Below are 24002 nucleotides of genomic sequence, written 5' to 3'. Positions count from 1 at the left end.
CGATGGGAAAGCTCGCCGACGGCCTCGACAAGGCCGTTCACGAAGCGTTCACGCGCCCGATCCCCAAGTCGGCCGGGGCGCGCATGCGTTACCTCGTCAGACAGCTGAAATCCACCAGAGCCGCCGCCCGCCAGCTGGGGATCAGCCAGCGCACCGTCGAGCGATACGTCAAGGACCAGATCAGAACACCACGCAAAGAACTCGCCGCACGCCTGGAACGTCAGGTCGCCGCACGATGGCAGCCCCAGATCCGCGCGCAGGCCAAGCGGAGGGCCGCCACCACCGACGGAATCGTGATCGACACCCGCGCACGCTTCGGCTACACCGCCGCCCCCGGCTCCACCGACGACGCCCGGCTGCGCCATCTCACCGTGGCGCTCCCGCCCGCCTACGCAGCCCGCCTCTTCGACGCACGCGACCAGGGCGCCACCGACGAACAACTCCAGAACATCGCGGCCGAAGCACTGCAGGAGACCTACTTCAAGGACGGCGGCCGCCGGGCGTCCGGGCTCCTGGTGGAGTACACCGACGTCGAGCACATCGAGTTCGGTCTGTAGGTCTGTAGGTACGGCCGCCGCGCGGTACAACCGGATCCTCGTCCGGGGCGCGCCCCGGCTCACGTCCCTCTCGGCACCTCGATGTCGTGGACCAGCGCGTACACGATGTCGCGGGCCTGGCGCAGGTCGTAGCCCGTCGCGTCCAGGATCACCTTGAGCGCCCGCATGGTGTCGCCGCCCAGCATGAACATGCGCGCGTCGGCCTGTGTCTCGGCCGGAACCGGCAGACTGCGGGCCCGTCGCGGATCCACGCTCCGCGGGATCTTCGGCAGCCCGCCCTCCTTCTTCCTGCCCCCGAACACTCCGGTCCCCAACTCCTCATGCGTACGACCTGTTTGTGGAGCCCATTCTATGCGGTCGGGCCCTCGGGCAGATTCGGCTTCCCCCGAAGACGACAGAGGCGGTTGCGTCAGGAAGACACGAGTGAACGCGGAATTACGGGGCACGAGGATGGTCGCGACAGGAACCTTATGGCTGTCAATTCCAGCTCAGCCAGGTAGTACCGGTCGAGTGCGAAGGAGCCGCTGCGGAGCGACGTCCTCGTAATCGCCTAAGAGACTTGATGATGGGAACTGACATGATTCTTCTCGGTGCGATACTGCTCATTATCGGCCTGCTGGTCGGCATGTCCTTGCTGACGACCATCGGCGGTGTGCTGGTCGTGGTGGGTGCCGTTCTGTGGATCCTTGGTGCCAGCGGGCGCAAGGTCGGCGGACGCAGGCACTACTTCTGATCCCCTCCTGCCGGCAAGCAAAGGCTGAAGGCAGTGGCGTGCGGCTGGGCCGCGACGGCGAATCGTCGCGGCCCAGCCGCACGCCACCGGTCATTGTCCCGGAATGAGTGAAGCAGAATTGCTTATGGCCGCGCGATCAAAAGTCGCTCATCGAGGAAGAGGTGCGTAGTGAGCCTCTTCCTCTCGTCGCCGGCGGTCACACCATCGTCTCCGCACCGATCAAGGGTTCCTTCGGCCGGACCATCACGTTCGCCGACCCCGACGGCCACCAGGTCACTCATCACGACCGCACCTGATGGACCGCGACGACACCGGACTCCGTCACCCGTTCACGCAGGCCCGGCAGCCGCCTCACCGACGGCGATGCCCAGTTGCCCGGCCACGGTCGTCAGGGCCGCTCCGAGCGGGAGCGCGATGCGGGTGACGGCATGCCGATCGCCCCGGGTGAGGTCCTGGTTGACGATCAGTACGGGTTTGCCTTCCTGGGCTGCGTAGCGGACGAACCGGAGCCCGGACATCACGGTCAGGGAGGATCCCAGGACCAGCAGCGAGGCCGCTTCACGGACCAGACCGCGGCAGTGCTCGACGCGCTGTGGGGGCACGGCTTCGCCGAAGAACACCACGTCCGGTTTGAGGATGCCGCCGCAGTCCGTGCAGGACACCACGTGGAAGTCCCCGACCTGATCGTCGGTGAGGTCGGCGTCACCATCCGGATTGATCGCTGCGGCCACCGGCTCGAACCCCGCATTGGCTTCCTCCAGCCGCCGGGCGAGGTCGCGGCGCAGGCTCACAGCGCCGCAGGACAGGCATACGACCCGTTCCAGGCTTCCGTGGAGTTCCACCGCGTCCTCGCTGCCCGCGGCCTGGTGCAGTCCGTCGACGTTCTGGGTGATCACACCCGAGAGCAGGCCGTGCCGCTCGAACGCGGCCACGGCCCGGTGCCCGGCGTTCGGGCGGGCCCGGCCGAACGTACGCCAGCCGAGGTGGCTGCGTGCCCAGTACCTGCGACGGGCCTGGGCACCGGCGGTGAAGTCCTGGTACGTCATCGGAGTGTGCCGGCTCAGGCTCCCGCCCTCGCCCCGGTAGTCGGGGATGCCCGACTCCGTGGAGATTCCCGCCCCGCTGAGCACCAGCACACCGCCGGTGCGGAGCGCATCGGCGACCGGCTCCAGGTCGGTGGTGGCGGGAGGCAGGTCTTCGGTGGGGGCCCAGCTCAGGGTGGGGCGCATACGCATCTCTTCAGGGTACGGAAAAGGAGGCGGCACTCGCTGGCCCGCCCAGCGGCCCCCTCCTCCCCGCCCGCCCGACCACCGGCAGGCGTGACAGCGCGTACACGGTCCATTGCCCGGTGTGCGCAAGGGGTGCTCCGCGGTCCGACGCGGCGCGCCTCAGCCGGGTCGGCGGCCACAGAGGGAGGATCGGCAGGGTCGGAGGGCCCGGCAACTTCGGGACGGGCCGCCCGGACCACCCCACCCCATGAAGAGGTCATGCCTTGAAATCATCGAGCGACCCGCTGCTCCAGCCCCTCACCGCCCGGGCGCCGGGACTCATCGAGGACGACCCGGCCGGACGGGCGGAGGCGTGACCGGCACGCCCCGCGGGGCTGCGGCAGGCGACGGCCGCTACGGGGAGGCGTTCTTCCGTCCCGAACAGGCGGGGGAGGGGGAGCGCATCGACTTCGGAGCCCTCGCCTACGACGACATCACCATGGCGCGCCTGAGGGCCGTCGGGGCCGGCGCGGGCTGGCGCTGCCTCGACGTCGGTGCCGGTACCGGCACGGTGTCCTGCCGGCTGCTGCAGGAGGCCGGGGTGGCGAGCGTGCTCGCCGTGGACCGCGACGTACGGTTCCTCGGAGACCGCTCCCTGCCCGGGCTCGACGTACGGGAGGCCGACATCACACTCCCTGACTTCGCCTCCGGCCCGTTCCAGCTCGTCCACGCACGCTTCGTGCTGATGCACCTGCCCGAGCACGACCGCATGATCACGGCATTGGCCGAACTCGTCGCGCCCGGGGGAGTGCTGGTGCTCAGCGACGCGGTCGACCTGACGTGTGACCGGACGCCCGGCACGCCGTACACCTCGGTGATGCGCGCCATGTGGCAGGGCCTGAAGACCGCGATCGGCACCGATATCTCCTGGGTTCCGTCGTACCCGCAGCTGCTGCGCGGGGCGGGTCTCGAGTCCGTCGCCGCCGAGATCCACGTGCCACCGCTGCTGCCGGGCAGTGCCATCAGCCGCTTCTGGGAGGACACCTGGGAGCGCAGCAGGGCCGCGATGCTCGCCACCGGTCTGGTCGACGACGCGGCCGTCGACGCCGCGGTCCGCTACGTGAGGTCGGACGAGTGTGCCGCCTTGTCCGCCGGCATGCTCACGGCCTGGGGGCGGAAACCCGGGCAGGGCGCGGCATGAGGCGCCCGACGTCGCGCCGCCGACTGCCGCTCGCGGTCGGAGTGCGCGGGTGTGCTGCCTCGGGACGCGGGTAGTCGGAACGACGTCCGGAACTCGGACGCCCGCGAAGCAGGAGGAGGAAGGCCATGGCAGTGCCGAAGACGAGCGTGCTGGTGCTGGACTGCGCGGAGCCGAAGGAACTGGCCGACTTCTACGCCATGTTGCTCAACGCGGAAGTCCGCGTCGGCAACGATCCCGATTTCGTCGAGGTCGTGGGTCACCGGGGGGTGCATCTCGCGATCCGCAGGGACCACGGTTACGCGCCGCCGAGCTGGCCGCGGCCCGATGATTCCCAGCAGGCTCACCTGCGCATCCTGGTGGCACGGGAGGATCTCGACGAGGCGGAGCGCGAGGCCGTCGGCCTGGGCGCGCGTCCCCTGGGCGCGAAGGACAACGAGGGCGCCCGTGACGCGCGCCTCTATTCCGATCCGGCCGGACACGCGTTCACGCTCGCCCCACCCGGCTGATCCTCCCGGGCAGGCCCCGAGCGCTGCTGACGAACCCGCGAACCCACGAACCCCGAACCCCGAACCTCGAACCCACGAAGGAGTCCGCATGTCCTCGTCGATCGTCGAGACCGTAGATATGAAGGCCCCGGTGGCCATCAGCTGGGCACTGTGGAGTGATGTGACGCAGTGGCCCACATTCCTGAGCCATGTCCAGCGTGTCGATCCGCTGGACGACCGCCGGTTCGCCTGGCAGCTCGCCCTGCCAGGGGTCGACAAGAGCTTCGTCGCCGAACTCACCGAGGTCGTGGCGGAGGACCGGATCGCCTGGAAAACGACGGAGGGCGTCCACCACGCCGGTGTGGTCACCTTCCACCGACTGGGCGACGAGTCGAGCCGGCTGACACTCCAGATCGAATACGACCCCCAGGGATTCGTGGAGCACCTGGGAGCCCTCACCAATCTGGACTCGGTTCTGGCCAACTACGACCTCGGTGAGTTCCAGAAGCTGGCCGAGCGGACCGCCGCGGGCGACGTGCCTCCGGACGGTCCCCGCCCGCGGTGATCCACCCAGGGCGCCTGGCGGCAGGTGCCGACGCCCTGCGGCGGGCGCCGGCACCTGCCGCATCGGCTACCTCACCGCCGTCGGCCGACGGGACAGGCTCGTCGCATCCCGCACGTTTGTGAGCGGCCGCAGCCGGTACGTGTACGCGTAGTCCCGGTCGGCGAGCAGCTTGTACGCGTCGTGCGTGTGCGCGCCCCAGCTGTTGTCGCCGCCGACACCCATCTGACGATGGCTGACCCGAAGGATCACCTCGTCACGAGGCGTGAGCTGGTAGTCGTGGCGGGCTCCGACGGACAGGTCCTCCGGTGTGAAGTGGGAGGCGTTCACCTCCAGGAGTCCGTCGCCGCTGACGAGCAGGCCGCGACCGTGCCGGTCGGTGAGCGCCGCCCAGCGTACGTCGGTCCTGTTCCCGTTCTCCTGCGGCCGCAGGTACGGGGTCCACTGCCCGGTGACGGTCCCCGACCAACGCCCCACGTCCGTACCGTCCTTGCGGTCCCAGTGACTTTCGTCGGGGCCTCGGCCGTAGTAGTGGAACTGCTCCAGTGCCGCGGGAAGGCGCAGGATCGTCCCGATCTCGGGAATGTAGGGCAGGGACGGGTCGCCCGGAGCGAGCGTGTTGTCGACCTTGATCTCGCCGTTGCCGAAGACGGTGAAGGTCGTGCTGAAGGCCGAGTCGGTGCTTGTCGGCAGCGTCCCCCGCACCGAGATCTCGACCGCACGCCCTTCCAGCCCGCGCACCGTCACATCGGTCACCTTGCGCCGTGCTCCCGCGTCCCGCCAGGTCTGATTGCGGGTGTGCTGGCCGTTGCCGCGGTCGTTGTCGGTCGGGGCACGCCAGAAGTTGGGCGCGGGGCCGGAAACGAGGAGCTTCGTGCCGGCCGCCTCGTACGACGTGATGACGCCGGTCGACTTGTCGATGACGACCTCGAAGCCGCCGCCGGTGACGGTGACATCCAAATCGCCGCTCCGGAACGACACCTTCGGCACCTCGGCCAACGGAACCGGCACGGTCTCGGGGCCGCTCCCGCCGAGGGGCAGCTGCACCCGCGCCACCTCGAAGCCCTCGTCCGCCCACGGTGTGCGTTCCTTGGTCGTGAAGGACAGCTGGAGGAAGTACTCCGCCCCGTGCGCAGCGCCGCGGGGCAGTTGCACCGGCAGCGTGATGGTCTTCTCCGTCATCGGCGCCACGTCGAGCTGGTCGCGGCGGATGCTGCCGCTCCGTACCGTCTCGCCGTCGGCGGAGAGTTCCCAGGTGCCGTTGTACGTACGGAGGTTGGTGAAAAGGTTCTCGTTCGTGAGGGTGATCTCGCCGGGCGCGGCGTCGTCCGCGCGGGTCGCGTGGATCGTCTGGTAGATCCGTTTCACCTCGGCCGCCTTGCCCGTGTGACGGCGGTCGGGCAGGACGATGCCGTCGCCGGCGAACGCGCCGTCGTTCGGATTGTCGCCCCAGTCGCCGCCGTAGGCGTAAAAGGTCTTCGTCCCAGCCTTCTTCTGCTCGTACCGGGCGGTCCGCGCGTCGAACCAGAAGCGCACGCCGTCGTCGCCGGGACCACGCCCCTCGTCGGCGAGTTCGGCGGCCTTCAGAGCACGTGCGTACACCCGGGCCCGGCGGATGGTCCCGCTGAACTCCCGTGTCGGGTTCTCCACTTCACCGGCGAGGGAGAGCGACGCGGTGCTGCTGCTGGGCTTCCGGTCGGTGTTCTTCGTGGCCTTGGCCTCGCCGTCCACGTAAAGGGTCAGCGTTCCCGCGTCCGCGTCGAAGACGCCCGCGACGTGATGTTCCTCGCCCGTCCAGCCGTCGTCCGGGGTCGTCCAGGAGGCTGCGATCCACTGCCCGTTCGCATAGATGTAGAACTCCAGGCCCTTGTCGGCCTGCTTCAGCGCGTACTGGGTGTCGCCCTTGGCCAGGATCGGCTGGTGGAAGCCGCGGACGTGCGGGGTCAGCCAGGCCTCAAGGGTGAGCGACCCCGTGAGATCGAGCCGGTCGTCGCGCGCGAAGACGGTCGCGCCGCTCACTCCCCGCTCGTGGCTGAACGAGCCCGAGGGGTTGATGACCTCGCCCTTCAGGCCCGTGGGCCCGGTCTCGGTGAGCAGCTTGCGCGTGGGCGTCGGCCAGGTGAGCGCCTGATCGACGAAGTCCCAGATCCAGCCGCCCTGCAGGACGTCGTAGCGGCGGACGACGTCCCAGTACTCCTTGAAGTTGCCGGTCGAGTTCCCCATCGAGTGGGCGTACTCGATCATGACGTAGGGCCGGGTGTCGGAGGTGTCCTTCGCCCGGGCCTCCACCCGGCTCGGCGATTCGTACATCCTGGAGCGGATGTCGCTGGTGGCGGGGCCGTCGTCGCCCTCGTACTGGATGACGCGGCTCGGATCGTAGGAGCGGATCCAGTCGTGCATGGTCCGGAAGGCGGACCCCGAGCCGGCCTCGTTGCCCAGCGACCAGATGACGACGCAGGCGTGGTTCTTGTCGCGGTGGACCATGTTCCGCGCACGGTCCACGCACGCCTCGGTCCAGTCGGCCCGGTCGGTCGGGTACCGGTCACGGATGCCGTGCGTCTCGAGATTGGTCTCGTCGACGAGATAGAGGCCGTACTCGTCGGCGAGTTCGAGCCAGAGCGGGTTGTTGGGGTAGTGCGAGGTGCGGACCGAGTTGATGTTCAGCCGCTTGATGAGCGTGATGTCGTCGACCAGGTCGGCGCGGCTGAGGGCCGAACCGCGGTCGGGGTGCATCTCGTGACGGTTGGTGCCGCGGAAGGTGACCGGCTGCCCGTTGATGCGCATCAGCCCGTCCTCGATCGCGAACTCGCGCAGACCGACCCGGTGCGACAGCGTCTCCACGACCTTGCCGGAAGGATCGCGGAGCTGAAGGACGGCGGTGTACAGATACGGGTCCTCCGCCGACCACAGGCGGGGCGAGGGAACGGACCTGGCCCCCGTCACGCCCACCTCGCCGCCGGCCGGCGAGGCGCTCCGGGCCAGCGGACGCGACCACACCGCGTGCCCGCCGGCGTCGTAGAGCTGTGTCTCGACCGTGTAGGCCGCTGCGCCCGCGCCGCCCGTGGAGTCCCGTACGTGGGCGGTGACGGACAGCTCGGCGGTGGTGAACCCGTCCCCGAGCGGGGTGTCGAGCTTGAAGTCCCGGACATGGACGCCGGGCGTGGAGTACAGATACACCGACCGGAAGATGCCGCTCAGCCGGATCATGTCCTGGTCCTGGAGCCAGTCGCCGTCGGAATAGCGGTAGACCTCGACGGCGATCAGGTTGGTGCCGTCCTTCAGGTACGGGGTGATGTCGTACTCGGCCGGGGTGTACGAGTCCTCGTGGTAGCCGGTGAGATGGCCGTTGATCCACACGTAGTGAGCGGCCTTGACTCCTTCGAAGTGCAGAAACGTGCGCCGGTCCGCCCAGTCCTCGGGCACGGTGAAAGTGCGCCGGTACTGGCCGACGGGGTTGTACCGGGTCGGAGCGGCCGGCGGCTGGGCGTCCTCACCGAGGCCGTTGGGGCCCCACCACGGATAGGTGATGTTGACGTAGACCGGGTAGTCGTGGCCGTGCAGCTGCCAGGCCGAGGGGACCGGGGTGTCCTCCCAGTCGGAGTCGTCCAGATCGGTGCGGTAGAAGTCCGCCTTCTTGTCAGCGGGCCGGTCCACGTAAGCGAACTTCCATGTCCCGTCGAGGCTCTGACGCCACGGGGACGTGGTGCGGTCGGCGGTGAGCGCCTGCTTGAGGTTCGCGTACGGCATGAGCGTGGCGTGCGGAGGCTCGGTGCCGAGCCGGAAGACGCCGATGTGTCCGTTCCACTCGTCGCCGCCGGCCGGGATTTCGCCGGTGGCGCCGAACGCGTGGGCAACGGGCGGGGCGCCGGAGAGAACGAGGCCGCCGAGCACGGCGGCGCCCGCCTCGATGAGGCGGCGACGGCTCACGTAACCGCGCTGAGGGGCGGAGTGGGGGGACGAGTTCGGGTGGGCCATGGCAGGGCCTTCCTAGTGCGCCAGGATGTGCAACTGGTGTGATGGGTGACACCTGTTGAGACGCGCCCACCCTAGAAAGGGAACACAACCACCACAATGACAACGTCAGGTTTTGTTGTTTTCTGACGGCTGGGTGTCCTGGGCCGGACCGGACCACCTGCGTCGCCCGGTCTGCTCCGGCCACGGTGACAGCAACGGCTCGACCACCGTCCGCAACGCGGCGTCCATGATCCGCGGTCGGGTGCCACGCCATACGAATGGCCGAACAGGCAACGGTGCGATGCCGGTGGGGCCTCTCGAATGCGCGGCCCCGCCGATCCGATGACGCGCGGTACGTCAGTGGGCGTGCCGACAGGACCGCGAGGATGCCGGGGCGCCCGCTGGTAAACTGGGGGCACGCTTCGAAGCCGCCGGGGCCCGTACCAAGGGGTACGGGCCCCGGCGCGTGCCGGGCGCCAGGCCGAGGAAGGTTCCCCCCATGAACGCGAAGCAGTCCGCCCCGAAGGACGACCCCGTAACGTCGCGGACGGCGGCCACCGGCCTGCCCCCGGCCGAGTCCTTCGACGCACTGGGGCTGCCGCCGGAACTGACGGCGACGATGACCGGCCTCGGCGTGACGGAGCCCTTCCCGATCCAGGCGGCCACCCTGCCCAACGCGCTGGCCGGCCGTGATGTCCTCGGCCGCGCGCGGACCGGCTCCGGCAAGACGCTGGCCTTCGGGCTGGCGCTGCTGGCGCGGACGGCGGGCATGCGAGCGGAGCCGAAGCGGCCGCTCGCACTCGTCCTGGTGCCGACCCGGGAACTGGCGCAGCAGGTGAGCGACGCGCTGGCACCGTATGCGCAGGCACTGAACCTGCGGCTGGCGACAGTGGTGGGCGGCCTGGCGATCAACCGGCAGGCGGCACAGCTGCGGACCGGCGCGGAAGTGGTCGTCGCGACCCCGGGGCGGCTCGCCGACCTCGTGTCGCGTCGGTTCTGCGAGCTGCAGCAGGTGCGGATCACCGTGCTCGACGAGGCGGACCAGATGTGCGACCTGGGGTTCCTGCCGCAGGTCTCGGAAATCCTGGACCAGGTCCGCCCCGACGGACAGCGGCTGCTGTTCTCGGCCACGCTCGACCGCAATGTCGACCAGTTGGTGCAGAACCATCTGCACGAGCCGGCCGTGGCCTCGCTCGACCGTGTGGCGGGCTCGGTCACCACGATGGAACACCATGTGCTGAACATCCACCCCGCCGACAAGTACGCGACCGCGACCGAAATCGCCGCGCGGGACGGCCGGGTGCTGATGTTCCTGGACACCAAGGCCGGCGTGGACCAGTTCACCCGCCACCTGCGCGCCAGCGGTGTACGGGCCGGCGCCCTGCACAGCGGGAAGTCGCAGCCGCAGCGCACCCACACCCTCGCGCAGTTCAAGGACGGCGAGATCACCGTACTGGTGGCCACCAACGTCGCGGCGCGAGGCATTCACATCGAGGCCCTCGACCTGGTCGTCAACGTCGACCCGCCGGCCGACGCGAAGGACTACCTGCACCGTGGGGGGCGTACGGCTCGCGCCGGCGAATCCGGGAACGTGGTCACCCTGGTCACCCCGAACCAGCGCCGGGACGTCAACCGGATCATGACCGAGGCCCGGATCCGCCCGACCGTCACCCAGGTGCGCTCCGGCGAGGAGAAGCTGACCGCCATCACCGGCGCGAAGCGCCCGCCGATCGAGGGCAAGGGCAGCGGCAACGTCGCCTTCCGAGGCATGGGCACGCGCCCGGGCCGCCCGAAGGAGTCCCGCAAGACGGCCGACGCCCGTAGGACAGCGGAAGCCCGCGCGGCCGCCCGGGTGCGCAAGGGCCGTTGACCCGGACGGACTTGCCGGGCACTATCCCGGCCCTCGCCGCGAGAAGGCCTGCATGACGGTCTGGCGCGGTCTCAGGCCGCGACCCGCAGGGTGTCGGGTGGCGCGCCCCGGATCAGGCTTCGCTCTCGTGGGCGGCACGCTCGTCCCGACTCGCGGGACCACACGATCGCCCGGGCGGCGGTCACGAGGGGACGCGTCGCCTCAACCGGCCGTGATGGCGCTGTGGACGCAATCGCGGAGCAGGGCGCGGCGCCGGTCATGCACGTCATCGGGTTCTTGGCTGTTCGCCGCGTAGACGTTGCTGACCGGTGACCAGGCCATGGACATGGCGATGACCATGGCCATGATGTCGAACGGGTCGCCCGCGCGGACCCGCCCGGCGGCCTGGGCCTCGGTGATGGCCGTGAGCTTGCGGTCGTCGTAGTGCTGGTGCATCTCGACGAGGTGCCCGGCAGGACGGCGCTCCAGTCGTGTCCAGGTCGCCAGCCGGATGAGGTCGGGGCGGCGCAGGTATTCGTCGTAGAGGCGGACAGCCCAGTCCGCGAGATCGTCGGCGTCGATGGGTACGACGTTGGTGATGCGCTCCAGCGAGCTGAGGAAGATGGCGTCGAAGAGTCGTTCCTTGTCGCCGAAGTAGGCGTAGAGCTGTGCCTTGTTGGTGCGGGCTGCGGTCACGATGCGTTCGATCCGCGCTCCGGCGATGCCGTGCTGGGCGAACTCTTCGGTGGCCGCGTCCAGGATGCGCTGGTAGGTCGCGGCGCCTCGCGAGGTCTGGGGCTGTTCCGGCATGCCCGCACTCTACCAAACAGAACGGTTGGTTTGTCTTGCGAGTGCGCCGCGCGTACGCTGCAACAGACAGAACAGTCTGTTTAAGGAGTCACGTATGCGAACGACCATCGGATGGCGTGCGGCCGGCCCGACAGCGCTGCGGCGCAGTTCGCTGGAGCGCCGTGACCTGCGCCCGGATGACATCGCGGTGCGGGTCGACTACTGCGGCGTGTGCCACACCGACCTGCATGCCCTGCACTCCTACGACCAGCACACGAAGGCACCGCTGGTGCCCGGTCACGAATTCACCGGCGTGGTGACCGGGACCGGCTCCGAGGTGACCACCTTCTCGGTCGGCGACCGCGTCGCGGTGGGCAACATCGTCGACTCCTGCGGTGTGTGCGCCATGTGCGAAGCCGGACAGGAGAACTTCTGCCACTCCTTCCCGACCCTGACCTACGGCGGCACCGACCGGCAGGACGGTTCGACCACCCTGGGCGGCTACTCCCGCGAGTACGTCGTGCGCGACGCCTTCGCCTACCCGCTCCCCTCGAACCTCGATCCGGCCGCGGCCGCCCCGCTGATGTGCGCCGGTATCACCGTCTGGGAACCCCTGCGCTCGTTGGGTGTGGGCCCCGGCAGTCGCGTCGCGGTGGCCGGCCTCGGGGGCCTGGGCCACCTCGCCGTCAAGATGGCCGTGGCCCTCGGCGCCACCACGACCGTCATCAGCCGTAGCCAGGACAAGCGCGACGACGCCCGCAGGCTGGGCGCTCACGACCTCATCGTTTCGACCGACACCCGGCAGATGGCCACGGCGCGCGACACCTTCGACGTCGTCATCGACACCATCTCCGCCCCTCACGACCTCGCGCCCTGTCTGAAGCTGGTGGCGATGGACGGCACCCTCAGCCTCCTCGGGTACCTGGGTCCCGTCACCGTCGAGGCCATGGACCTGCTCGTCGGCCGCAAGAAGCTCAGTTCCGCGGGCAGCGGAGGCCGCCGGTCCACGGCCGAGATGCTTCAGTTCTGCGCCGACAACGGCGTCGCCGCCGACATCGAAGTGCTTCCGTCGTCACAGGTGGACACGGCGCTCGACCGCCTCCGGCGGAACGACGTCCGCTACCGCTTCGTGCTCGACATGTCCGACCTGGACTGAGGAGACAGCCGGCCGGACCATTGCGTGCGGGCGGGACACCGGGCGGGCGCAATGGGGTGGCGGTCACGACCGCCTTCAGCCGGCGCGCGCAGGTCTTTCCCTTGCCGGGCACCTCTGCGTCGACGCTGAGCGCGCGCCCACCGTCGGAGAGCCGGGCGGCCGTCACACGGAACGGTGCGAACGTCTGCCAGTGCGGCGCTTGCGTCGTCGTCGGCGACCCGGCCCCGACCCGCTGGGTCCCGCAGGCGCTGAGCAGCAGCGCGACGACGGTACTCAACAGCACGTCGCCGTGACGGCTCCACCGGTGGTCTTCCCGCACATATGGGACAGGGCCAAACCAGGCATCATCGCGGTCAACGACGCCGGACGCCGGTTCGTGGACGAATCAGTTTCCTACCACCGCTTCACCCGTGCCACGTACGAATCCCATGCCTCCGTGCCGACGATTCCCGCCTGGCTCGTGACCGACGCACGCGCCCTGGCCTCGTACGGCCTCGGCATGATCCACCCGCACACACCCCGACCCCTTCCCAAGCGGCACATAGCCTCCGGCTACCTGCGCTCCGGCCGCACTCTTCACGACCTGGCGACCGTCATCGGGGTGGACCCCCATGGCCTCGCCCGCACTGTCGCGGCCGGCAACCGACACGCCCGAACCGGAAGCGACCGGGAATTCGGCAAAGGCCGACACGCCTTCGGGCATCAGTACGGCGACCCCGCCCATCGACCGAAACGTCAACCTCGGCCCGATCGATCGAACGAGCGCCCTTCTACGCCGTCGCCGTCGTTCCGGCACCCTTGGCCACCTCCCTCGGGCTCCGGGTCGGTCCCGAGGCCCAGGTCATCGGCGAACACGGGCAGCCGGTCCCCGGCCTGTACGCATGCGGCAACGACGCGAACTCCGCCATGGGTCCGGAGTACCCGGGCGCGGGATGCCAGATCGGTGCCGGGCTCACCTTCGGGTACCTGGCCGCCCGTCACGCAGCTCGCACAGCTTCGCGACGCGGCTGATCCAGGGCCCTGTGGGTCTGCCGCTGTGGCAGCCGTCCTACGAGAGGTGGTCGGTGTCGGAATTCGCGGCCGGAAGAACTGTTATGCGGGCCGCCTGCGGCGGTCTCCCAGTCATCGGACATCATCGGTGGCTGGCGGACAGGGAAATTCTTACATGAGCAATCAGTACACAACGGACCCGGTAGCTCTGGTGAATGCTGCTCGCGACGGGGACGCGGAGGCACAGGACGCACTGGCAAGTGCGTACCTTCCACTCCTCTACAACATCGTGGGCCGAGCGCTGAACGCTTCGTCGGATGTGGACGACGTGGTGCAGGACACCATGCTGCGTGCGTTGGACGGCTTGAATGGCCTGCGGACTCCGGAGAGCTTCCGTTCATGGCTGGTGGCGATCGCGATGAATCGCGTCCGCGCACACTGGCAGGACCGCATGGTCGCTCCGGGCGCGTTGGAGGAGGCCGGTGAGGTCGCCGACCCCGGGGCCGACTTCGTCGATCTGACGATGGTGCGACTGCAGCTGCGCGGACAGCGCCTGGAGACGGCGCGTGCGACGCGGTGGCTGGAGCCCGACGACCGGAGCCTGCTGTCGCTGTGGTGGCTGGAGTGTGCAGGGGAGCTGACCCGGACCGAGGTCGCCGAGGCCCTTGAGCTGTCGTCGCAAACCACTGCGGTCCGAGTGCAGCGGATGAAAGCGCAACTGGAGACGGCCCGCGTCGTTGTGCGGGCACTCGACGCGCAGCCGCCGTGCCAGGAACTTCGCAGGATGCTCACGGCATGGGACGGCCGCCCCTCGGCACTGTGGCGCAAGCGCATAGCCCGGCACGCTCGTGACTGCGTCCGGTGTGCCGGAATGTGGAGTGGCCTGATGCCCGTCGAGGGACTGCTTGCGGGGCTGGCGCTGGTACCGGTGCCCACGGCGCTGCTCGCTCTGTATCCGGTGCAGGACGGGAGAACGGCACCCGTCGCCGCCGCACGGCCCATCGACTCGGCGGTGAGCGATGGCGATACAGCCGCCCCGTCCGGTCGGCACCGTTCTTCGGGCAGCCGGAACCCACGCGGTCGAAGCACGTCGCGCGCCGACGCGCGCCGACGCCGTCGGAACCAGCGTCGGGCGGTCGGTGGCGCGGTGCTGGCTGCCTGTATGACCGGGGGAGGCCTGTGGTACTCGTCCATCGGGCCCGGAGCCGGCAGTCACGGCGACAGCACGGCGCGCACCTCGGCGGCACCCATCGCTGACCTCGCGGCCCCCGAAACCGCCGCCCCCACGTCACCGCCGCCGCTGCCGTCGCAATCGGCGTCCGCGGCAGCCTCGCCCTCCGCGAAAAGAAGCGCCTCCGCCGCGCCCAGCCGGATACCGAAGAAGAGTGCCGCTCCGACGCCGTCTGCCGCGCGTGCGCCCAAGGCCTCCGCCACACCGCCTGTCTCCGCGAGTACCACGGCCCAGGTCGTCGCCCTGGTCAACAAGGAGCGGGCGGCGGCCGGATGCGGCGCACTCACGGAAGACGCGCAGCTCACGGACGCAGCACAGCGCCACTCGGAAGACATGGCAGCCCGCAACTTCTTCGAGCACACCAACCCCGACGGCGCCGGCCCCGGCGAGCGCGTCACCGATGCCGGATACCGCTGGTCGGCGTACGGCGAGAACATAGCCCGGGGCCAGCAATCTCCCGAATCGGTGATGGACTCATGGATGAACAGCCCCGGCCATCGCGCCAATATCCTCAACTGCTCCTTCGAGAACATCGGAATAGGCATCCACAAGGGTGCAGGCGGGCCGTGGTGGACCCAGGACTTCGGTGCGAAGTGACCGGCCGTCAGCGGCCGTCAGCCCCAGGAGCAGCCGTCCGAGGGAGCGTCGCATCCGCTGACCCCCTCGCCGGGAACAGGGGCCCAGCCCCATCGGCGCCCGACTCCGCGCGGGCCCGCCGTCGGTGACGCAGTTCGAGGCCGGCTCCTTGCTTCACGTCTGCGTTCAGTCAGTGCGTCGCGAGGGTCGTCGCGAGCCGGAGCGCTCCCAGGAGTTCGGCCCCGGTGCCCAGGCCGGCAGGAAGGATGTCGAGGACGGCGGCGATGGCGGGCTGAGCGTACCGGCTGACCGCCGTGGTGATGCCTTGGACGAGAGCACCGGTCGAGGCGCCCAACTCGCCGCCCGCGATGAGCGCTTCGGGGTTGAGGAGGTTGCAGAAGGCGGCAAGGATCCCGCCGAGCGTTCGGCCGGCGTCGTCCAGGATGCGCTCGGTGACGGGGTCGTTCACCTGGAGCGGGAAGCGCAGATCCGTCTCCACCCCGGGGTGGGTGTGAGCGATCTGCGCTGCGAGGGCGGACACGGACACCACGGTCTCCAGACAGCCGCGGTTGCCGCAGCGGCACAGCTCGGTGTGCCCCCGCAGCGGTGTGTGCCCGATCTCGCCCGCGAAACCCTTTGATCCACGGTACGGTTGCCCGTCGATGACGAGCCCCGCCCCGATGCCGTGCGACACCTTGCCGTAGAGGAAGTTGGCGTAGCGGCGGCCGGCGCCGAGGTGCAGTTCGCCGTACGCCCCGAGGAGGGCGTCGTTCTCGGCGTGCACGGGAACGCCGAGGCGCTGTTCGAGCTCTTTCCGTGGGTCGAGCCCCACCCAGCTCGACAGGATCGTCGGGGAGCGCACGAGTTCCGAGTCGGTGTCGAGCGGACCTGGGACACCCGCGACTACCGCCGCGAGGTTGTCGATTCCGGCTGACACCCGTAGCGCGTCGAGCAGCCTCGCGGCATGGTTCATCGCCTCGGTGGCGCGCAGATCGACATCGAGGCCTCGACAGGTTCCACCGCGGGAACCGCCGGCCTGTCTGTGCCGAGCCCAACGGTAACGACGACGTCGGAGTGTTCGCCGTCCCGGAGAGCGCGGTCCGGCTGCTGGCCGCCGCAGACCTCGCCACCCTGCACGAACTGGCCGCGCACCGGACTCGAACGCTCAGGTCCGACGGCGAGACGTGTCTGTCCGACGACGAGCTGCTGAAGACCGTTCAGGAGGTCTAACCTCTCCTCTCGAGGGGTGGGAATGGAAGATCCGTACTTGGTCGAGGCCATCAGGTATTCCGCAGCGTGCCAGGGGTGCGGTGCCCAGGAGGAGCGGTGCGGAGTGCAGGCGCTGGTGGGCGAGGAGCTGCGCTGGGATGTTGAGTCAATGTGTCCGGCCTGCGGGTTTGCCGTCGCTGTTTGTGGTGATGACCTGCCGGATGAATTGCGTGGACGGCTGCTCGTTGAGTACGGGCCGGCAAAGTTGCAGGTAGCCCAGCCGACGAGAGGTGCCGCCGTCATGCGGGTGCTGCGGGCGGAACTCGGCATCGGGCTGGGCGGTGTCCGGGCGGTGCTGGAGCAGGTGCTGGCCGGGCAGTACTCGGGGACCCTGCCCGAGATGGAGCTCATGGCCCGCAAGCTGAGGGCATCAGGTATCGAAGCGGCCGCGTCGCGGACGGTGAATTGAGCGAACCTGTCCGGGCGCGACGAAGCACGGCTTGCTGCCGCCCGTCCCAACCTTGCGGGGGTGGGGGGAGGGAGTCGGCTGGTTCGCGGGTCCTGGCGTTCGGGGACGCCAGGACGAAGTGGGGTGCGCTGACCGAACGTCTCCCTCTTCCTGCGGCACTCGACCTGGTTGACCTGGTGCCGCATCAGGAACGTTGGCCCCGGCTGTACGGTCAGGACATGGATGCAGGGCACCAGCCGACGCTTGATGAGGTTGAGGATCGCCTCACGTCGCTCATCGAGGGTCGGCTGACAAGGGCTGAGGCCGACCGCTGGGCTTTTCGGTGGGTGGCCGACGACCGGCTTGCTTGGGACGACATCTCGTGGTGGGCGCTGAACCTCCTGTGCGGAATTGACCTGCCCGCAGATGAGGGCGGCGGCTACCTGCACGACGACGAGCAAGTACGGGGTTGGCTTGCTGAGCTGAGGAAACGCCGAATGATGTGACACGGCCGCGATACTGGCAGCCGGGGGTCAGGGCGCCGGCGGGCTGTGCGCATGGCCGAGCGGGTACTCATGCGTGAGATCGATGATGACGAGCAACTGCCGGCGCACTGCCAGGACGACCTCCTTGGGCTGGAGCAGCTTTCCGGAGAACGACAGCGCGGAGCCCGGGTGGTGCGGCTTGTCGTGCAGCACCCGGGCTCCGGATGCCGTCCGGGCAGGCGCAGGAGATGTCGATGTCCCTGATGCTCGCGACCTTGAGGTCGGCCATTGCGCTCAGCCTGAAGCCGATCGCCGCGTGCTTGGACGCCGCCAGGGGGCGTTGGCGTTCGGAGGGATCTCTCGGTCGAACCGTTCGTGGTACTTGCGCACGCGAGGGATCTTCGACAGTTCCGGCTGCCCGTTGTCCAGGGAGATGCCGTTCTCCGAGGAGACCCGGACGCCGGCTGGCATGAAGGAGAAGGGCCGGGGCCGGGTGCAATACGTCGCAAGCGACTCGGCGGTGGTATTTCCAGCCGAGATGATGCACTACGGCGTGTCCAAGACGGGGCTGCCGGCGGTAGCCCGTTGATTCGCGAAGGACGCCGCAGGCACGGGTGTGACGGTTGGCTCCGTCCCTGCCCTGAGCCCGGCCGGGGAAGGTGTGGCCCGAGTCATGCCGCACCGTTGAGCGGGCGGCCCGATGGTCGATGCCCCTCGGCGGGCACGCGTCCGGGGAGCAGTGTCCCCGGACGCGTGGTGTCCCTCAGGTCTGCGGACGGCTGCCGTGGTTTGCGCCGTTCTTGCGGCGGGCCTTCTTCTTGCGACGTCGTTTCGAGGACATCAAACTCTCCCTGATCTGCATCGTTCGAATGTTTCTGCCGAATTGTCGCCCATGGCGATCACTGACCCCATACCCACTCGCACGGTGAGAAACTCTCTCAGTGGGTTCATCCGTGTGATGGGCGTCACTGCGTCCGTCATCAGCCGCTCGGCCGCAAGGGATCGGCCCTTCGGACGGTCCCGCGGACTGGTTGGGGTGACAGTGCCGGCATGGGTCTGGGTGATGAGTGGCCAGTGCCGAGGCGACGAGCCCGGCGCGTGGCTCGCAGCATCGGGTGCGAGCGCCGATCCCGTCCCGTTGCGCCGTCTTTGAAGGCGGATCCGGTGCCGCGGCGTCAGGCGTGTCGTCGGGGCGGGGCCAGGCGATCGGCGCCTGCGCCGTGGGGGAGCGAGTGACCGAAAACGTGGCCGCAGGCAGTGGGGCCGGCGGGGCCCGAGGACCCCGGCTGCGTGCCTGTGGAGACGGTGCGTCAGACCGTGGCGAGCCGGTCCACCAGCAGATTCACTCTCGGTGCGGCGTCCTCGGGCAGTAGGCGGCCGGCTCGGGTCAGGGTCGCCAGGCCGTGCAGGGCCGCCCAGGACACCTCGGTGAACAGTGCCGGGTGGACACCGTCGCCGGCGGCCTCGGTGAGGCATTCCAGCAGGGCGGCGAAGGCGTCCTTCAGCTGCTCGGGGGTGTCCTCCTGTGTGTACGCCAGGCCGCCGTCGAGCTGGAACAGGGCGTCGTAGACCGCCGGGTTGTGCTCGGCGAAGTCGAGATAGGCGCGGGCGAGGGCGGCGAGCCGCTCGCGCGGACCGTCAGCGGCGGCGGCCGCGGCCGGCTCGGTGGCGCCTTCCAGGGCGACGGCGCCGATGATCTCGCGCTTGCCGCGGAAGTGGTTGTAGAGGACGGGCTGGCTGTATTCGATGCGCTCGGCGAGCCGGCGGGTGGTGACTGCGTCCCAGCCCTGCTGCTCGGCGAGTTCGCGGGCTGTCACCACGATGAGGCGCTCACGTTCCGCCCGTTCGCTTCCTTGCGTTCCTTTACCGACATGACCCGATCCTAGCACCGCTAGACAACCGAGCGTTCTTAGCACTAGCGTTGCCCCATCACCTAGCAACGCTAGTTCTCGGAGGGATCGTCATGCTCGGCACACTTGAGGTCGTCACCACCGTCGTCGTCGGCCTGATGGTGGGGGTGGAGTTCTCCGTCGCCTTCATCATGAGCCGGATCCTGGACGCGCTTCCCGAAGACAGCCGCCAGCTCGGTCACGCCCACGGCGGCCGGATGCTCGGCGCCCTCATGCCGTACTGGTACATCGGCTCGGTCGTCCTCAGCGCGGTCTGGACCGTAGCCGGATGGCACCACGAAGGCGCCGGACTCGTCGTCACCGCCGCCGGACTGCTGATCGTCAGCGTGATCATGTCGATCCTGCTGCTCGTCCCGATCAACGACCTGAACAAGACCTGGACCCCGGAGAACCGGCCCGTCGACTGGAAGGAGCAGCTGCACCGCTGGAACCGCTACCACTACATCCGCGTCGCCGTCCTCGTCGCCGCGTTCACCCTGCTGGTCACCGCCCTCGCCTGATACCGCCGAAGCCCACGACGCTCACCGAGCCGACGAAGAGTCGCAGGGAGAAGAACAATGTCACTGAGGAAGATCAACACCGTTCTGGCCGCCGCCTTCATACTCTTCATCCTCTGGTTCGGGACGGAGTTCATCCTGCGCCCGGAGACGACGGCGCCCGGCTTCGGCCTGCCAAGCCGGCCGTCCGGTGACGGCGGCGGCTTCCTGGTCGTCAAGGGAATCCGCGACGTCGTCCTGGCCCTGGTCCTGGGCGTGCTGCTGGTGACGGGTCACCGCCGGGCGCTGGGCTGGGCGCTGCTGGTGGAGGCCTTCGCCGCATACGGCGACATGGCCAACGTGCTGGCCCACCACGGCTCTGTGGCCACCGCGCTCGGCGTCCACGGCCTGACCGCGACACTGATGGTGGTCAACGGCCTGCTGATCATGCACGAGACCCGCAAGGTCGCGGCCGCCCCGGCAACGCCCGCCCCGCAGCCCGCCTAGGGTGCGTATCGGGCCGTGATCAACACACGGTCGTCGGCCCGTTCGAGTCGCGGGCCCGGTAGACCGTTGTGCGTGACGCGCAACCGGCGGACGAGGGCCGGGAGTTCATCCAGCCGCGCCCGTCCCGGTTCGGCGGGCGGGCCGGAGATGCTGGTCTCACCGACGGGGGGGCCTCGAAGGGCTCGTACCTCCGCATGGTGACCGCCCTCCAGATCCGCACCACACAAGACCTGGCCGCACTCGGCTTGTCCGAGCCGGAGTACGAAGTGCTCAGCACCCTGTCCGAGCGCCGGGACGGCACCAGCACCCTTCACGACCAAGCCACCAAGATGGGCTGGTCACGCAGCCGCCTGCCCCGGCACGCCTTCCACATGGAGGCACGCGAACTCATCCGCCGCGCACCCGATCCCACCGACGGCCGGGGCTGCCTCATGTAGACGGTGGTGCGGGCGGTGAAGGGGCCGCCGACGGCCGCCGCGTATGCCTCGTTCAGCTCGGGCAGGTGGGCGGGGTCGGTGAGGTAAACGCGAAGCATCACGACGTCCTCCAAGCAGGCGCCGGCCGCCTTGAGTACGGCGGTGACGTTGCGCAGGGTCTGCGCCGTCTGCTCGGCGACCGTCGTCCCGACGACCGCGCCGGTGGCCGGGTCGAGCGGGAGCTGCCCGGATACCTGAAGGACCGGGCCCTTGCGGATGCCCTGGGACAGCGGGGCTGCCGGAGCGGGTGCGTTCTCGGTGGTGATGACGGTTCTCATGGTGTGTGTCCTCGTCGGAAGGGCGAACAGAGCGATCTGCGCGAGGGGGTCAGGCCCAGGCCTGTCGTTCCTGGCTGCGGGGGTCGTCGACCTGGGTCCACTCGGCGTCGATGTGCATCGTGGCCCGGCGTGTGGTGCCGTACTGGTCCCAGCCGGGGTTGCCGGTCCTGGCGAAGCGGATCCAGGCCTCGTGCGTGCGGGTGGCGAGGTCTGCGGGGGGCTTGTCGGGGCCGAGCAGGGCCCCCTCACCCGCCAGCTGCGGAAGGTTCGTGATGTCGAAGACGAAGGGGAGTTCCATCGCATGGGTGGCGCCGAGGTCTCCGCCCAGGGCCTGGGAGCGCCAGGCGAACTCGTAGCTGAACGTGGCGGACTGGGGGTGGGCGGCATGCGCGCCGGCCAGGGCCCAGCTGCCCGCCCCGAACAGAGCGTCGCCCATGATGGCCGACCGCAGCTCACCGAAGGACGCCCCGGGGCGGGTAGTGCGGTACGTCTCCACGAGTTGCGAGGGCTTCGGGTGCGAGCGCGCCGCCGCATCGTCGACATCGTCGGCGGTCGAGCCGGCGTACCTGTCCACCGGGACCAGGTAGAGGTTCCCCTCCTCGGCGTTGATCCCGACGAGCAGGTCGACATCGGCGCTCAGGCCGGCGCCGACGGATACGGCGGGCTGTGTGTCGAGCACCAGGCTGAAGGGGCTGAGGCCGATCAGCGGATCGTGATGCGTCTCGGTCTGCAGGCTGATGCCCGCGAGCCGGGAGGCGGCCTCCACCAGGCGCTCGTCGGAGATGTCCGCGAAGGCGTCGGTGTGCGGCTCGATGCCAAGTTCCGCGGCCGCGGCCTCGGTGACACGGGCGGCCTGCTCGGAGGTGAACGCCCCCAGGCCACTGCCGCTCTGCACGATCGCCCGGCGGAACAGGCCTGCGGCCTCAGGCGCGGCGAGGACGCCGCCGACGACGGTCGCCCCGGCCGACTGGCCGAAGAGGGTGACGTTGTCCGGGTCACCGCCGAAGGCGGCGATGTTCTCCCGCACCCAGCGCAGCGCCGCGACGACATCGAGCAGGCCGCGGTTGGCGGGCGCCCCGGGGATGTCGAGGAACCCGGCGATGCCCAGCCGGTAGTTGAGTGTGACCAGGACGACGCCGTCGCGGGCGAAGGCGGAACCGTCGTACAGCGCGGACCGCGTCGATCCGGCGACGAACCCACCGCCGTGGACGAACACCATCACGGGCAGACCGCTGTCCGCGGCGGTGGGCTGGAAGACGTTGACGGTGAGGTAGTCCTCGCCACGGCTCCAGCCGGCGCCGAAGTAGGGGGCCATGTCGATGCTGCCGAGCTTCCGCTCGGACTGCGGGGCGTTGGGGCCGGGCACGGTGGCGTCCCGTACACCGTCCCAGGGCTCGTGCGGCTGCGGCGGGGCGAACCGGCCGGCGCCCATCGGAGGAGCGGCGTAGGGGATGTTCAGAAAGGTGGCGGCGCCGTCGTCCTGACGGATGCCGCGGACGGCTCCCTGTGCGGTGGTGACGACGGGCTCGGGTCGGTGGCTCACAGCTATGCCTTTCCGGGGTCTCAGCCCTGCTCGGAGTACGGGGCGAAGGGCGCCCAGCCTTTGATGCCGAACGTGTTGCCGTTACGCGCGATTTCGGCGGCACCGTGACCACCCAGATGCGCGGGGACCAGGAGCGCGTTGTTGTCGGCCGCCCAGCCCAGCACCTTGCGGCGGGTGGCGCGGGCGCCCGCGGGGTCCTCGCAGAAGCAGCTGTTGGCGTCCGGCTCGATGATCTGCGCGGGGTTGTGCAGCAGGTCACCGACGAACACCGCGCGGTCCGTCCCGGAGCTGAGGGTCAGCACGGAGGAGCCGGGGGTGTGTCCGGGAGCCGAGTCCAGGCGCAGGTCGGCGTCGATCTGGTGGCTCTTCTCCCACAGCAGTGTCTGGCCGGCCTGGTGCACCGGGGCCACGCTGTCCTCGAAGACGTTCTGGTTGCCGCGGCCGGGCAGCGGCTGGTGGCCGTTTGCCGGGTTCCAGAAGTCGAAGTCGTCCTTCGGCATCAGGTAGGTGGCGTTGGGAAATGTGGGAACCCAACTCCGCCCCTCCAGATACGTGTTCCAGCCGACGTGATCGATGTGCAGATGCGTGTTGATCACGATGTCCACGTCCTCGGGCCGGACGCCTGCCCGGGCGAGGTTGGCCAGGAAGTCCGTCTCCAGGTGGCTCCAGACCGGCGCGTACGGGCGCTCCTTGTGGTTACCCACACCGGTGTCGACGAGGATGGTCTTGCCCCCGCTGCGCAGCAGCCAGGTCTGGATCGCGGAGTTCACGGTGTTGGTCTCGGAGTCCAGGAAATGCGGGGAAAGCCAGTCGACGCCGTCCTTCCAGATTTCCTGCGAGCTTTCCGGGAAGAAGGCGTGGGGATCCATTTCGACGGACCCGTAGTATTCCCGGACGCGGGTGATGGAGACGTTGCCGAGCATAATCTGTTCCATGCGATTTCCTTGGAGTTCGGAAGGTTTCCCCAACCGTAAGAGTGGCTCCGGCGGGTGCGGTATCCGTCACGTGACTGCACCGGTGCGTACGGCTCTGAGCACGGGGTGTTTCCTCTTGCGGGCCAGGTGAAAGGCGAGGCGGCTCCCCGTTTCGAGTTCCGTTGCCGGATGACTTGCGGACGAGCGCGTGGCTGTCTCGCCGCCTTCACGAGACGGCAGCCGGATCCGGTTGCCCGCTTGCCGGCCGTGTCGTGTGCGGTGGCTGTCCCTGCCTTTCACGCCCAAGGCTTTGATGCCGCAGATCAGCGCAATGCAAGGGTGTCCCGTCAGTCCGTGATGCCTTCGAGTGGGTGTCGGACGGCTCGGGCGCCTTTGCACTGGTCCGCGAGATCGACGCAGCGCACTGCGGCAGGCGGGGCCGGCCTCTGCGGCGACGGGATGTGA

The 24002-nt window shown here is 69.4% G+C and carries 24 protein-coding genes and 5 pseudogenes; 18 read left to right on the top strand and 11 right to left on the bottom strand.

Annotated elements, in window-relative coordinates:
* Positions 1-2: 2 nt before the first annotated feature.
* Complete coding sequence (tpg, locus tag OG446_RS00300) at positions 3-557, top strand: telomere-protecting terminal protein Tpg (RefSeq protein WP_328892062.1); 555 nt, start codon at positions 3-5, stop codon at positions 555-557.
* A gap of 59 nt (positions 558-616) precedes the next feature.
* On the opposite strand, the gene OG446_RS00295 is transcribed toward tpg, so the two are convergent.
* A complete protein-coding gene (locus OG446_RS00295; protein ID WP_328892061.1) occupies positions 617-859 on the bottom strand; it encodes a hypothetical protein in 243 nt (80 codons plus the stop codon).
* A 275-nt stretch (positions 860-1134) separates the two neighbouring features.
* Here OG446_RS00295 and OG446_RS00290 point away from each other — a divergent pair, with 275 nt between their 5' ends.
* Positions 1135-1290, top strand: a complete 156-nt coding sequence (locus tag OG446_RS00290) for a hypothetical protein (protein WP_306106244.1) — start codon at positions 1135-1137, stop codon at positions 1288-1290.
* A 182-nt stretch (positions 1291-1472) separates the two neighbouring features.
* Positions 1473-1586: pseudogene (locus OG446_RS00285) on the top strand (VOC family protein); the annotation flags it as partial.
* A 33-nt stretch (positions 1587-1619) separates the two neighbouring features.
* Here OG446_RS00285 and OG446_RS00280 read toward each other — a convergent pair.
* Positions 1620-2525 (bottom strand): NAD-dependent protein deacetylase, encoded by a 906-nt coding sequence (locus OG446_RS00280; protein ID WP_328892060.1) that lies wholly within the window; start codon positions 2523-2525, stop codon positions 1620-1622.
* Positions 2526-2871: 346 nt separating this feature from the next.
* Between OG446_RS00280 and OG446_RS00275 the strand changes: the two genes are divergently transcribed.
* From OG446_RS00275 to OG446_RS00265, 3 genes are all read left to right on the top strand, one after another.
* Positions 2872-3699: a class I SAM-dependent methyltransferase gene (locus OG446_RS00275; RefSeq protein ID WP_328892059.1), complete on the top strand. Its 828-nt coding sequence runs from the start codon at positions 2872-2874 to the stop codon at positions 3697-3699.
* A 125-nt stretch (positions 3700-3824) separates the two neighbouring features.
* Positions 3825-4205 carry a VOC family protein gene (locus tag OG446_RS00270; RefSeq protein ID WP_328892058.1) on the top strand — a complete coding sequence of 127 codons (381 nt, stop codon included), beginning with the start codon at positions 3825-3827 and terminating at the stop codon, positions 4203-4205.
* A gap of 88 nt (positions 4206-4293) precedes the next feature.
* Positions 4294-4749 carry an SRPBCC family protein gene (locus tag OG446_RS00265; protein ID WP_328892057.1) on the top strand — a complete coding sequence of 152 codons (456 nt, stop codon included), beginning with the start codon at positions 4294-4296 and terminating at the stop codon, positions 4747-4749.
* Between the two features lie 66 nt (positions 4750-4815).
* On the opposite strand, the gene OG446_RS00260 is transcribed toward OG446_RS00265, so the two are convergent.
* Positions 4816-8721: a glycoside hydrolase family 2 TIM barrel-domain containing protein gene (locus OG446_RS00260; RefSeq protein ID WP_328892056.1), complete on the bottom strand. Its 3906-nt coding sequence runs from the start codon at positions 8719-8721 to the stop codon at positions 4816-4818.
* A gap of 478 nt (positions 8722-9199) precedes the next feature.
* Between OG446_RS00260 and OG446_RS00255 the strand changes: the two genes are divergently transcribed.
* The gene (locus OG446_RS00255; protein ID WP_328892055.1) at positions 9200-10570 is read left to right on the top strand and encodes a DEAD/DEAH box helicase; all 1371 of its coding nucleotides are present in this window, start codon (positions 9200-9202) and stop codon (positions 10568-10570) included.
* 201 nt (positions 10571-10771) lie between these two features.
* On the opposite strand, the gene OG446_RS00250 is transcribed toward OG446_RS00255, so the two are convergent.
* Complete coding sequence (locus tag OG446_RS00250; RefSeq protein WP_328892054.1) at positions 10772-11359, bottom strand: TetR family transcriptional regulator; 588 nt, start codon at positions 11357-11359, stop codon at positions 10772-10774.
* A 94-nt stretch (positions 11360-11453) separates the two neighbouring features.
* On the opposite strand from OG446_RS00250, the gene OG446_RS00245 reads away from it, so the two are divergent.
* From OG446_RS00245 to OG446_RS00235, 4 genes and pseudogenes are all read left to right on the top strand, one after another.
* On the top strand, positions 11454-12494 hold the full coding sequence (locus tag OG446_RS00245; protein WP_328892053.1) for an NAD(P)-dependent alcohol dehydrogenase: 1041 nt from the start codon (positions 11454-11456) through the stop codon (positions 12492-12494).
* A 190-nt stretch (positions 12495-12684) separates the two neighbouring features.
* Positions 12685-13212 (top strand): annotated as a pseudogene (locus tag OG446_RS37115) (FAD-binding protein); the annotation flags it as partial.
* On the top strand, positions 13167-13505 hold the full coding sequence (locus OG446_RS37110; protein ID WP_443050257.1) for an FAD-binding protein: 339 nt from the start codon (positions 13167-13169) through the stop codon (positions 13503-13505). The pseudogene OG446_RS37115 and the gene OG446_RS37110, both read left to right, overlap by 46 nt.
* A gap of 154 nt (positions 13506-13659) precedes the next feature.
* On the top strand, positions 13660-15312 hold the full coding sequence (locus OG446_RS00235) for a sigma-70 family RNA polymerase sigma factor (protein ID WP_328892052.1): 1653 nt from the start codon (positions 13660-13662) through the stop codon (positions 15310-15312).
* Positions 15313-15481: 169 nt separating this feature from the next.
* Here the strand turns inward: OG446_RS00235 and OG446_RS00230 are convergent, their stop codons facing one another.
* Entirely contained in the window at positions 15482-16264 is a 783-nt protein-coding gene (locus OG446_RS00230) for an ROK family protein (protein ID WP_328892051.1), read from the bottom strand.
* Positions 16265-16365: 101 nt separating this feature from the next.
* On the opposite strand from OG446_RS00230, the gene OG446_RS00225 reads away from it, so the two are divergent.
* From OG446_RS00225 to OG446_RS00215, 3 genes are all read left to right on the top strand, one after another.
* Positions 16366-16521, top strand: coding sequence for a hypothetical protein (locus OG446_RS00225; protein WP_328892050.1), 156 nt, complete (start codon positions 16366-16368; stop codon positions 16519-16521).
* 103 nt (positions 16522-16624) lie between these two features.
* A complete protein-coding gene (locus tag OG446_RS00220) occupies positions 16625-16969 on the top strand; it encodes a hypothetical protein (RefSeq protein WP_328892049.1) in 345 nt (114 codons plus the stop codon).
* Positions 16970-17187: 218 nt separating this feature from the next.
* On the top strand, positions 17188-17454 hold the full coding sequence (locus OG446_RS00215) for a hypothetical protein (protein ID WP_328892048.1): 267 nt from the start codon (positions 17188-17190) through the stop codon (positions 17452-17454).
* A 27-nt stretch (positions 17455-17481) separates the two neighbouring features.
* Here OG446_RS00215 and OG446_RS00210 read toward each other — a convergent pair whose 3' ends face one another.
* Positions 17482-17646, bottom strand: a complete 165-nt coding sequence (locus tag OG446_RS00210; RefSeq protein ID WP_328892047.1) for a hypothetical protein — start codon at positions 17644-17646, stop codon at positions 17482-17484.
* Positions 17647-17899: 253 nt separating this feature from the next.
* Between OG446_RS00210 and OG446_RS00205 the strand changes: the two are divergent.
* A pseudogene (locus OG446_RS00205) lies at positions 17900-18019 on the top strand (oxidoreductase); the annotation flags it as partial.
* Positions 18020-18196: 177 nt separating this feature from the next.
* Here OG446_RS00205 and OG446_RS37105 read toward each other — a convergent pair.
* Both OG446_RS37105 and OG446_RS00200 read right to left on the bottom strand, forming a co-directional pair.
* Positions 18197-18274 (bottom strand): 50S ribosomal protein bL37, encoded by a 78-nt coding sequence (locus OG446_RS37105; protein WP_371604899.1) that lies wholly within the window; start codon positions 18272-18274, stop codon positions 18197-18199.
* 469 nt (positions 18275-18743) lie between these two features.
* A pseudogene (locus OG446_RS00200) lies at positions 18744-19306 on the bottom strand (TetR/AcrR family transcriptional regulator).
* Positions 19307-19396: 90 nt separating this feature from the next.
* On the opposite strand from OG446_RS00200, the gene OG446_RS00195 reads away from it, so the two are divergent.
* The 3 genes and pseudogenes from OG446_RS00195 to OG446_RS00185 form a co-directional block, all read left to right on the top strand.
* Entirely contained in the window at positions 19397-19843 is a 447-nt protein-coding gene (locus tag OG446_RS00195) for a DUF1772 domain-containing protein (RefSeq protein ID WP_328892046.1), read from the top strand.
* A gap of 57 nt (positions 19844-19900) precedes the next feature.
* Positions 19901-20326 carry a DUF4267 domain-containing protein gene (locus OG446_RS00190; RefSeq protein ID WP_328892045.1) on the top strand — a complete coding sequence of 142 codons (426 nt, stop codon included), beginning with the start codon at positions 19901-19903 and terminating at the stop codon, positions 20324-20326.
* A 194-nt stretch (positions 20327-20520) separates the two neighbouring features.
* A pseudogene (locus OG446_RS00185) lies at positions 20521-20688 on the top strand (MarR family transcriptional regulator); the annotation flags it as partial.
* On the opposite strand, the gene OG446_RS00180 reads toward OG446_RS00185, so the two are convergent.
* Genes OG446_RS00180 through OG446_RS00170 form a run of 3 tightly spaced genes read right to left on the bottom strand, consistent with a single transcriptional unit; the run spans position 20637 to position 23558 of the window.
* A complete protein-coding gene (locus OG446_RS00180; protein WP_328892044.1) occupies positions 20637-21080 on the bottom strand; it encodes a RidA family protein in 444 nt (147 codons plus the stop codon). The pseudogene OG446_RS00185 and the gene OG446_RS00180 sit on opposite strands and share 52 nt — an antisense overlap.
* Positions 21081-21129: 49 nt before the next feature.
* On the bottom strand, positions 21130-22623 hold the full coding sequence (locus OG446_RS00175; protein WP_328892043.1) for a carboxylesterase/lipase family protein: 1494 nt from the start codon (positions 22621-22623) through the stop codon (positions 21130-21132).
* Positions 22624-22643: 20 nt separating this feature from the next.
* Positions 22644-23558 (bottom strand): MBL fold metallo-hydrolase, encoded by a 915-nt coding sequence (locus tag OG446_RS00170; protein ID WP_328892042.1) that lies wholly within the window; start codon positions 23556-23558, stop codon positions 22644-22646.
* Positions 23559-24002: the final 444 nt, after the last annotated feature.

Origin of the sequence: Streptomyces sp. NBC_00236 (assembly GCF_036195045.1) — a bacterium.
Classification (GTDB): Bacteria; Actinomycetota; Actinomycetes; order Streptomycetales; family Streptomycetaceae; genus Streptomyces.
This window is presented reverse-complemented; position numbering and strand designations above follow the sequence as displayed.

What these genes read in the sequence shown, in the direction of transcription:
- tpg (WP_328892062.1), top strand. Translation starts at nt 3, where the DNA reads ATGGGAAAGCTCGCCGACGGCCTCGACAAGGCCGTTCACGAAGCGTTC.
- OG446_RS00290 (WP_306106244.1), top strand. Translation starts at nt 1,135, where the DNA reads ATGATTCTTCTCGGTGCGATACTGCTCATTATCGGCCTGCTGGTCGGC.
- OG446_RS00280 (WP_328892060.1), bottom strand. Translation starts at nt 2,525, where the DNA reads ATGCGTATGCGCCCCACCCTGAGCTGGGCCCCCACCGAAGACCTGCCT.
- OG446_RS00270 (WP_328892058.1), top strand. Translation starts at nt 3,825, where the DNA reads ATGGCAGTGCCGAAGACGAGCGTGCTGGTGCTGGACTGCGCGGAGCCG.
- OG446_RS00265 (WP_328892057.1), top strand. Translation starts at nt 4,294, where the DNA reads ATGTCCTCGTCGATCGTCGAGACCGTAGATATGAAGGCCCCGGTGGCC.
- OG446_RS00260 (WP_328892056.1), bottom strand. Translation starts at nt 8,721, where the DNA reads ATGGCCCACCCGAACTCGTCCCCCCACTCCGCCCCTCAGCGCGGTTAC.
- OG446_RS00255 (WP_328892055.1), top strand. Translation starts at nt 9,200, where the DNA reads ATGAACGCGAAGCAGTCCGCCCCGAAGGACGACCCCGTAACGTCGCGG.
- OG446_RS00250 (WP_328892054.1), bottom strand. Translation starts at nt 11,359, where the DNA reads ATGCCGGAACAGCCCCAGACCTCGCGAGGCGCCGCGACCTACCAGCGC.
- OG446_RS00245 (WP_328892053.1), top strand. Translation starts at nt 11,454, where the DNA reads ATGCGAACGACCATCGGATGGCGTGCGGCCGGCCCGACAGCGCTGCGG.
- OG446_RS00235 (WP_328892052.1), top strand. Translation starts at nt 13,660, where the DNA reads ATGAGCAATCAGTACACAACGGACCCGGTAGCTCTGGTGAATGCTGCT.
- OG446_RS00230 (WP_328892051.1), bottom strand. Translation starts at nt 16,264, where the DNA reads ATGAACCATGCCGCGAGGCTGCTCGACGCGCTACGGGTGTCAGCCGGA.
- OG446_RS00215 (WP_328892048.1), top strand. Translation starts at nt 17,188, where the DNA reads ATGGATGCAGGGCACCAGCCGACGCTTGATGAGGTTGAGGATCGCCTC.
- OG446_RS37105 (WP_371604899.1), bottom strand. Translation starts at nt 18,274, where the DNA reads ATGTCCTCGAAACGACGTCGCAAGAAGAAGGCCCGCCGCAAGAACGGC.
- OG446_RS00195 (WP_328892046.1), top strand. Translation starts at nt 19,397, where the DNA reads ATGCTCGGCACACTTGAGGTCGTCACCACCGTCGTCGTCGGCCTGATG.
- OG446_RS00190 (WP_328892045.1), top strand. Translation starts at nt 19,901, where the DNA reads ATGTCACTGAGGAAGATCAACACCGTTCTGGCCGCCGCCTTCATACTC.
- OG446_RS00180 (WP_328892044.1), bottom strand. Translation starts at nt 21,080, where the DNA reads ATGAGAACCGTCATCACCACCGAGAACGCACCCGCTCCGGCAGCCCCG.
- OG446_RS00170 (WP_328892042.1), bottom strand. Translation starts at nt 23,558, where the DNA reads ATGGAACAGATTATGCTCGGCAACGTCTCCATCACCCGCGTCCGGGAA.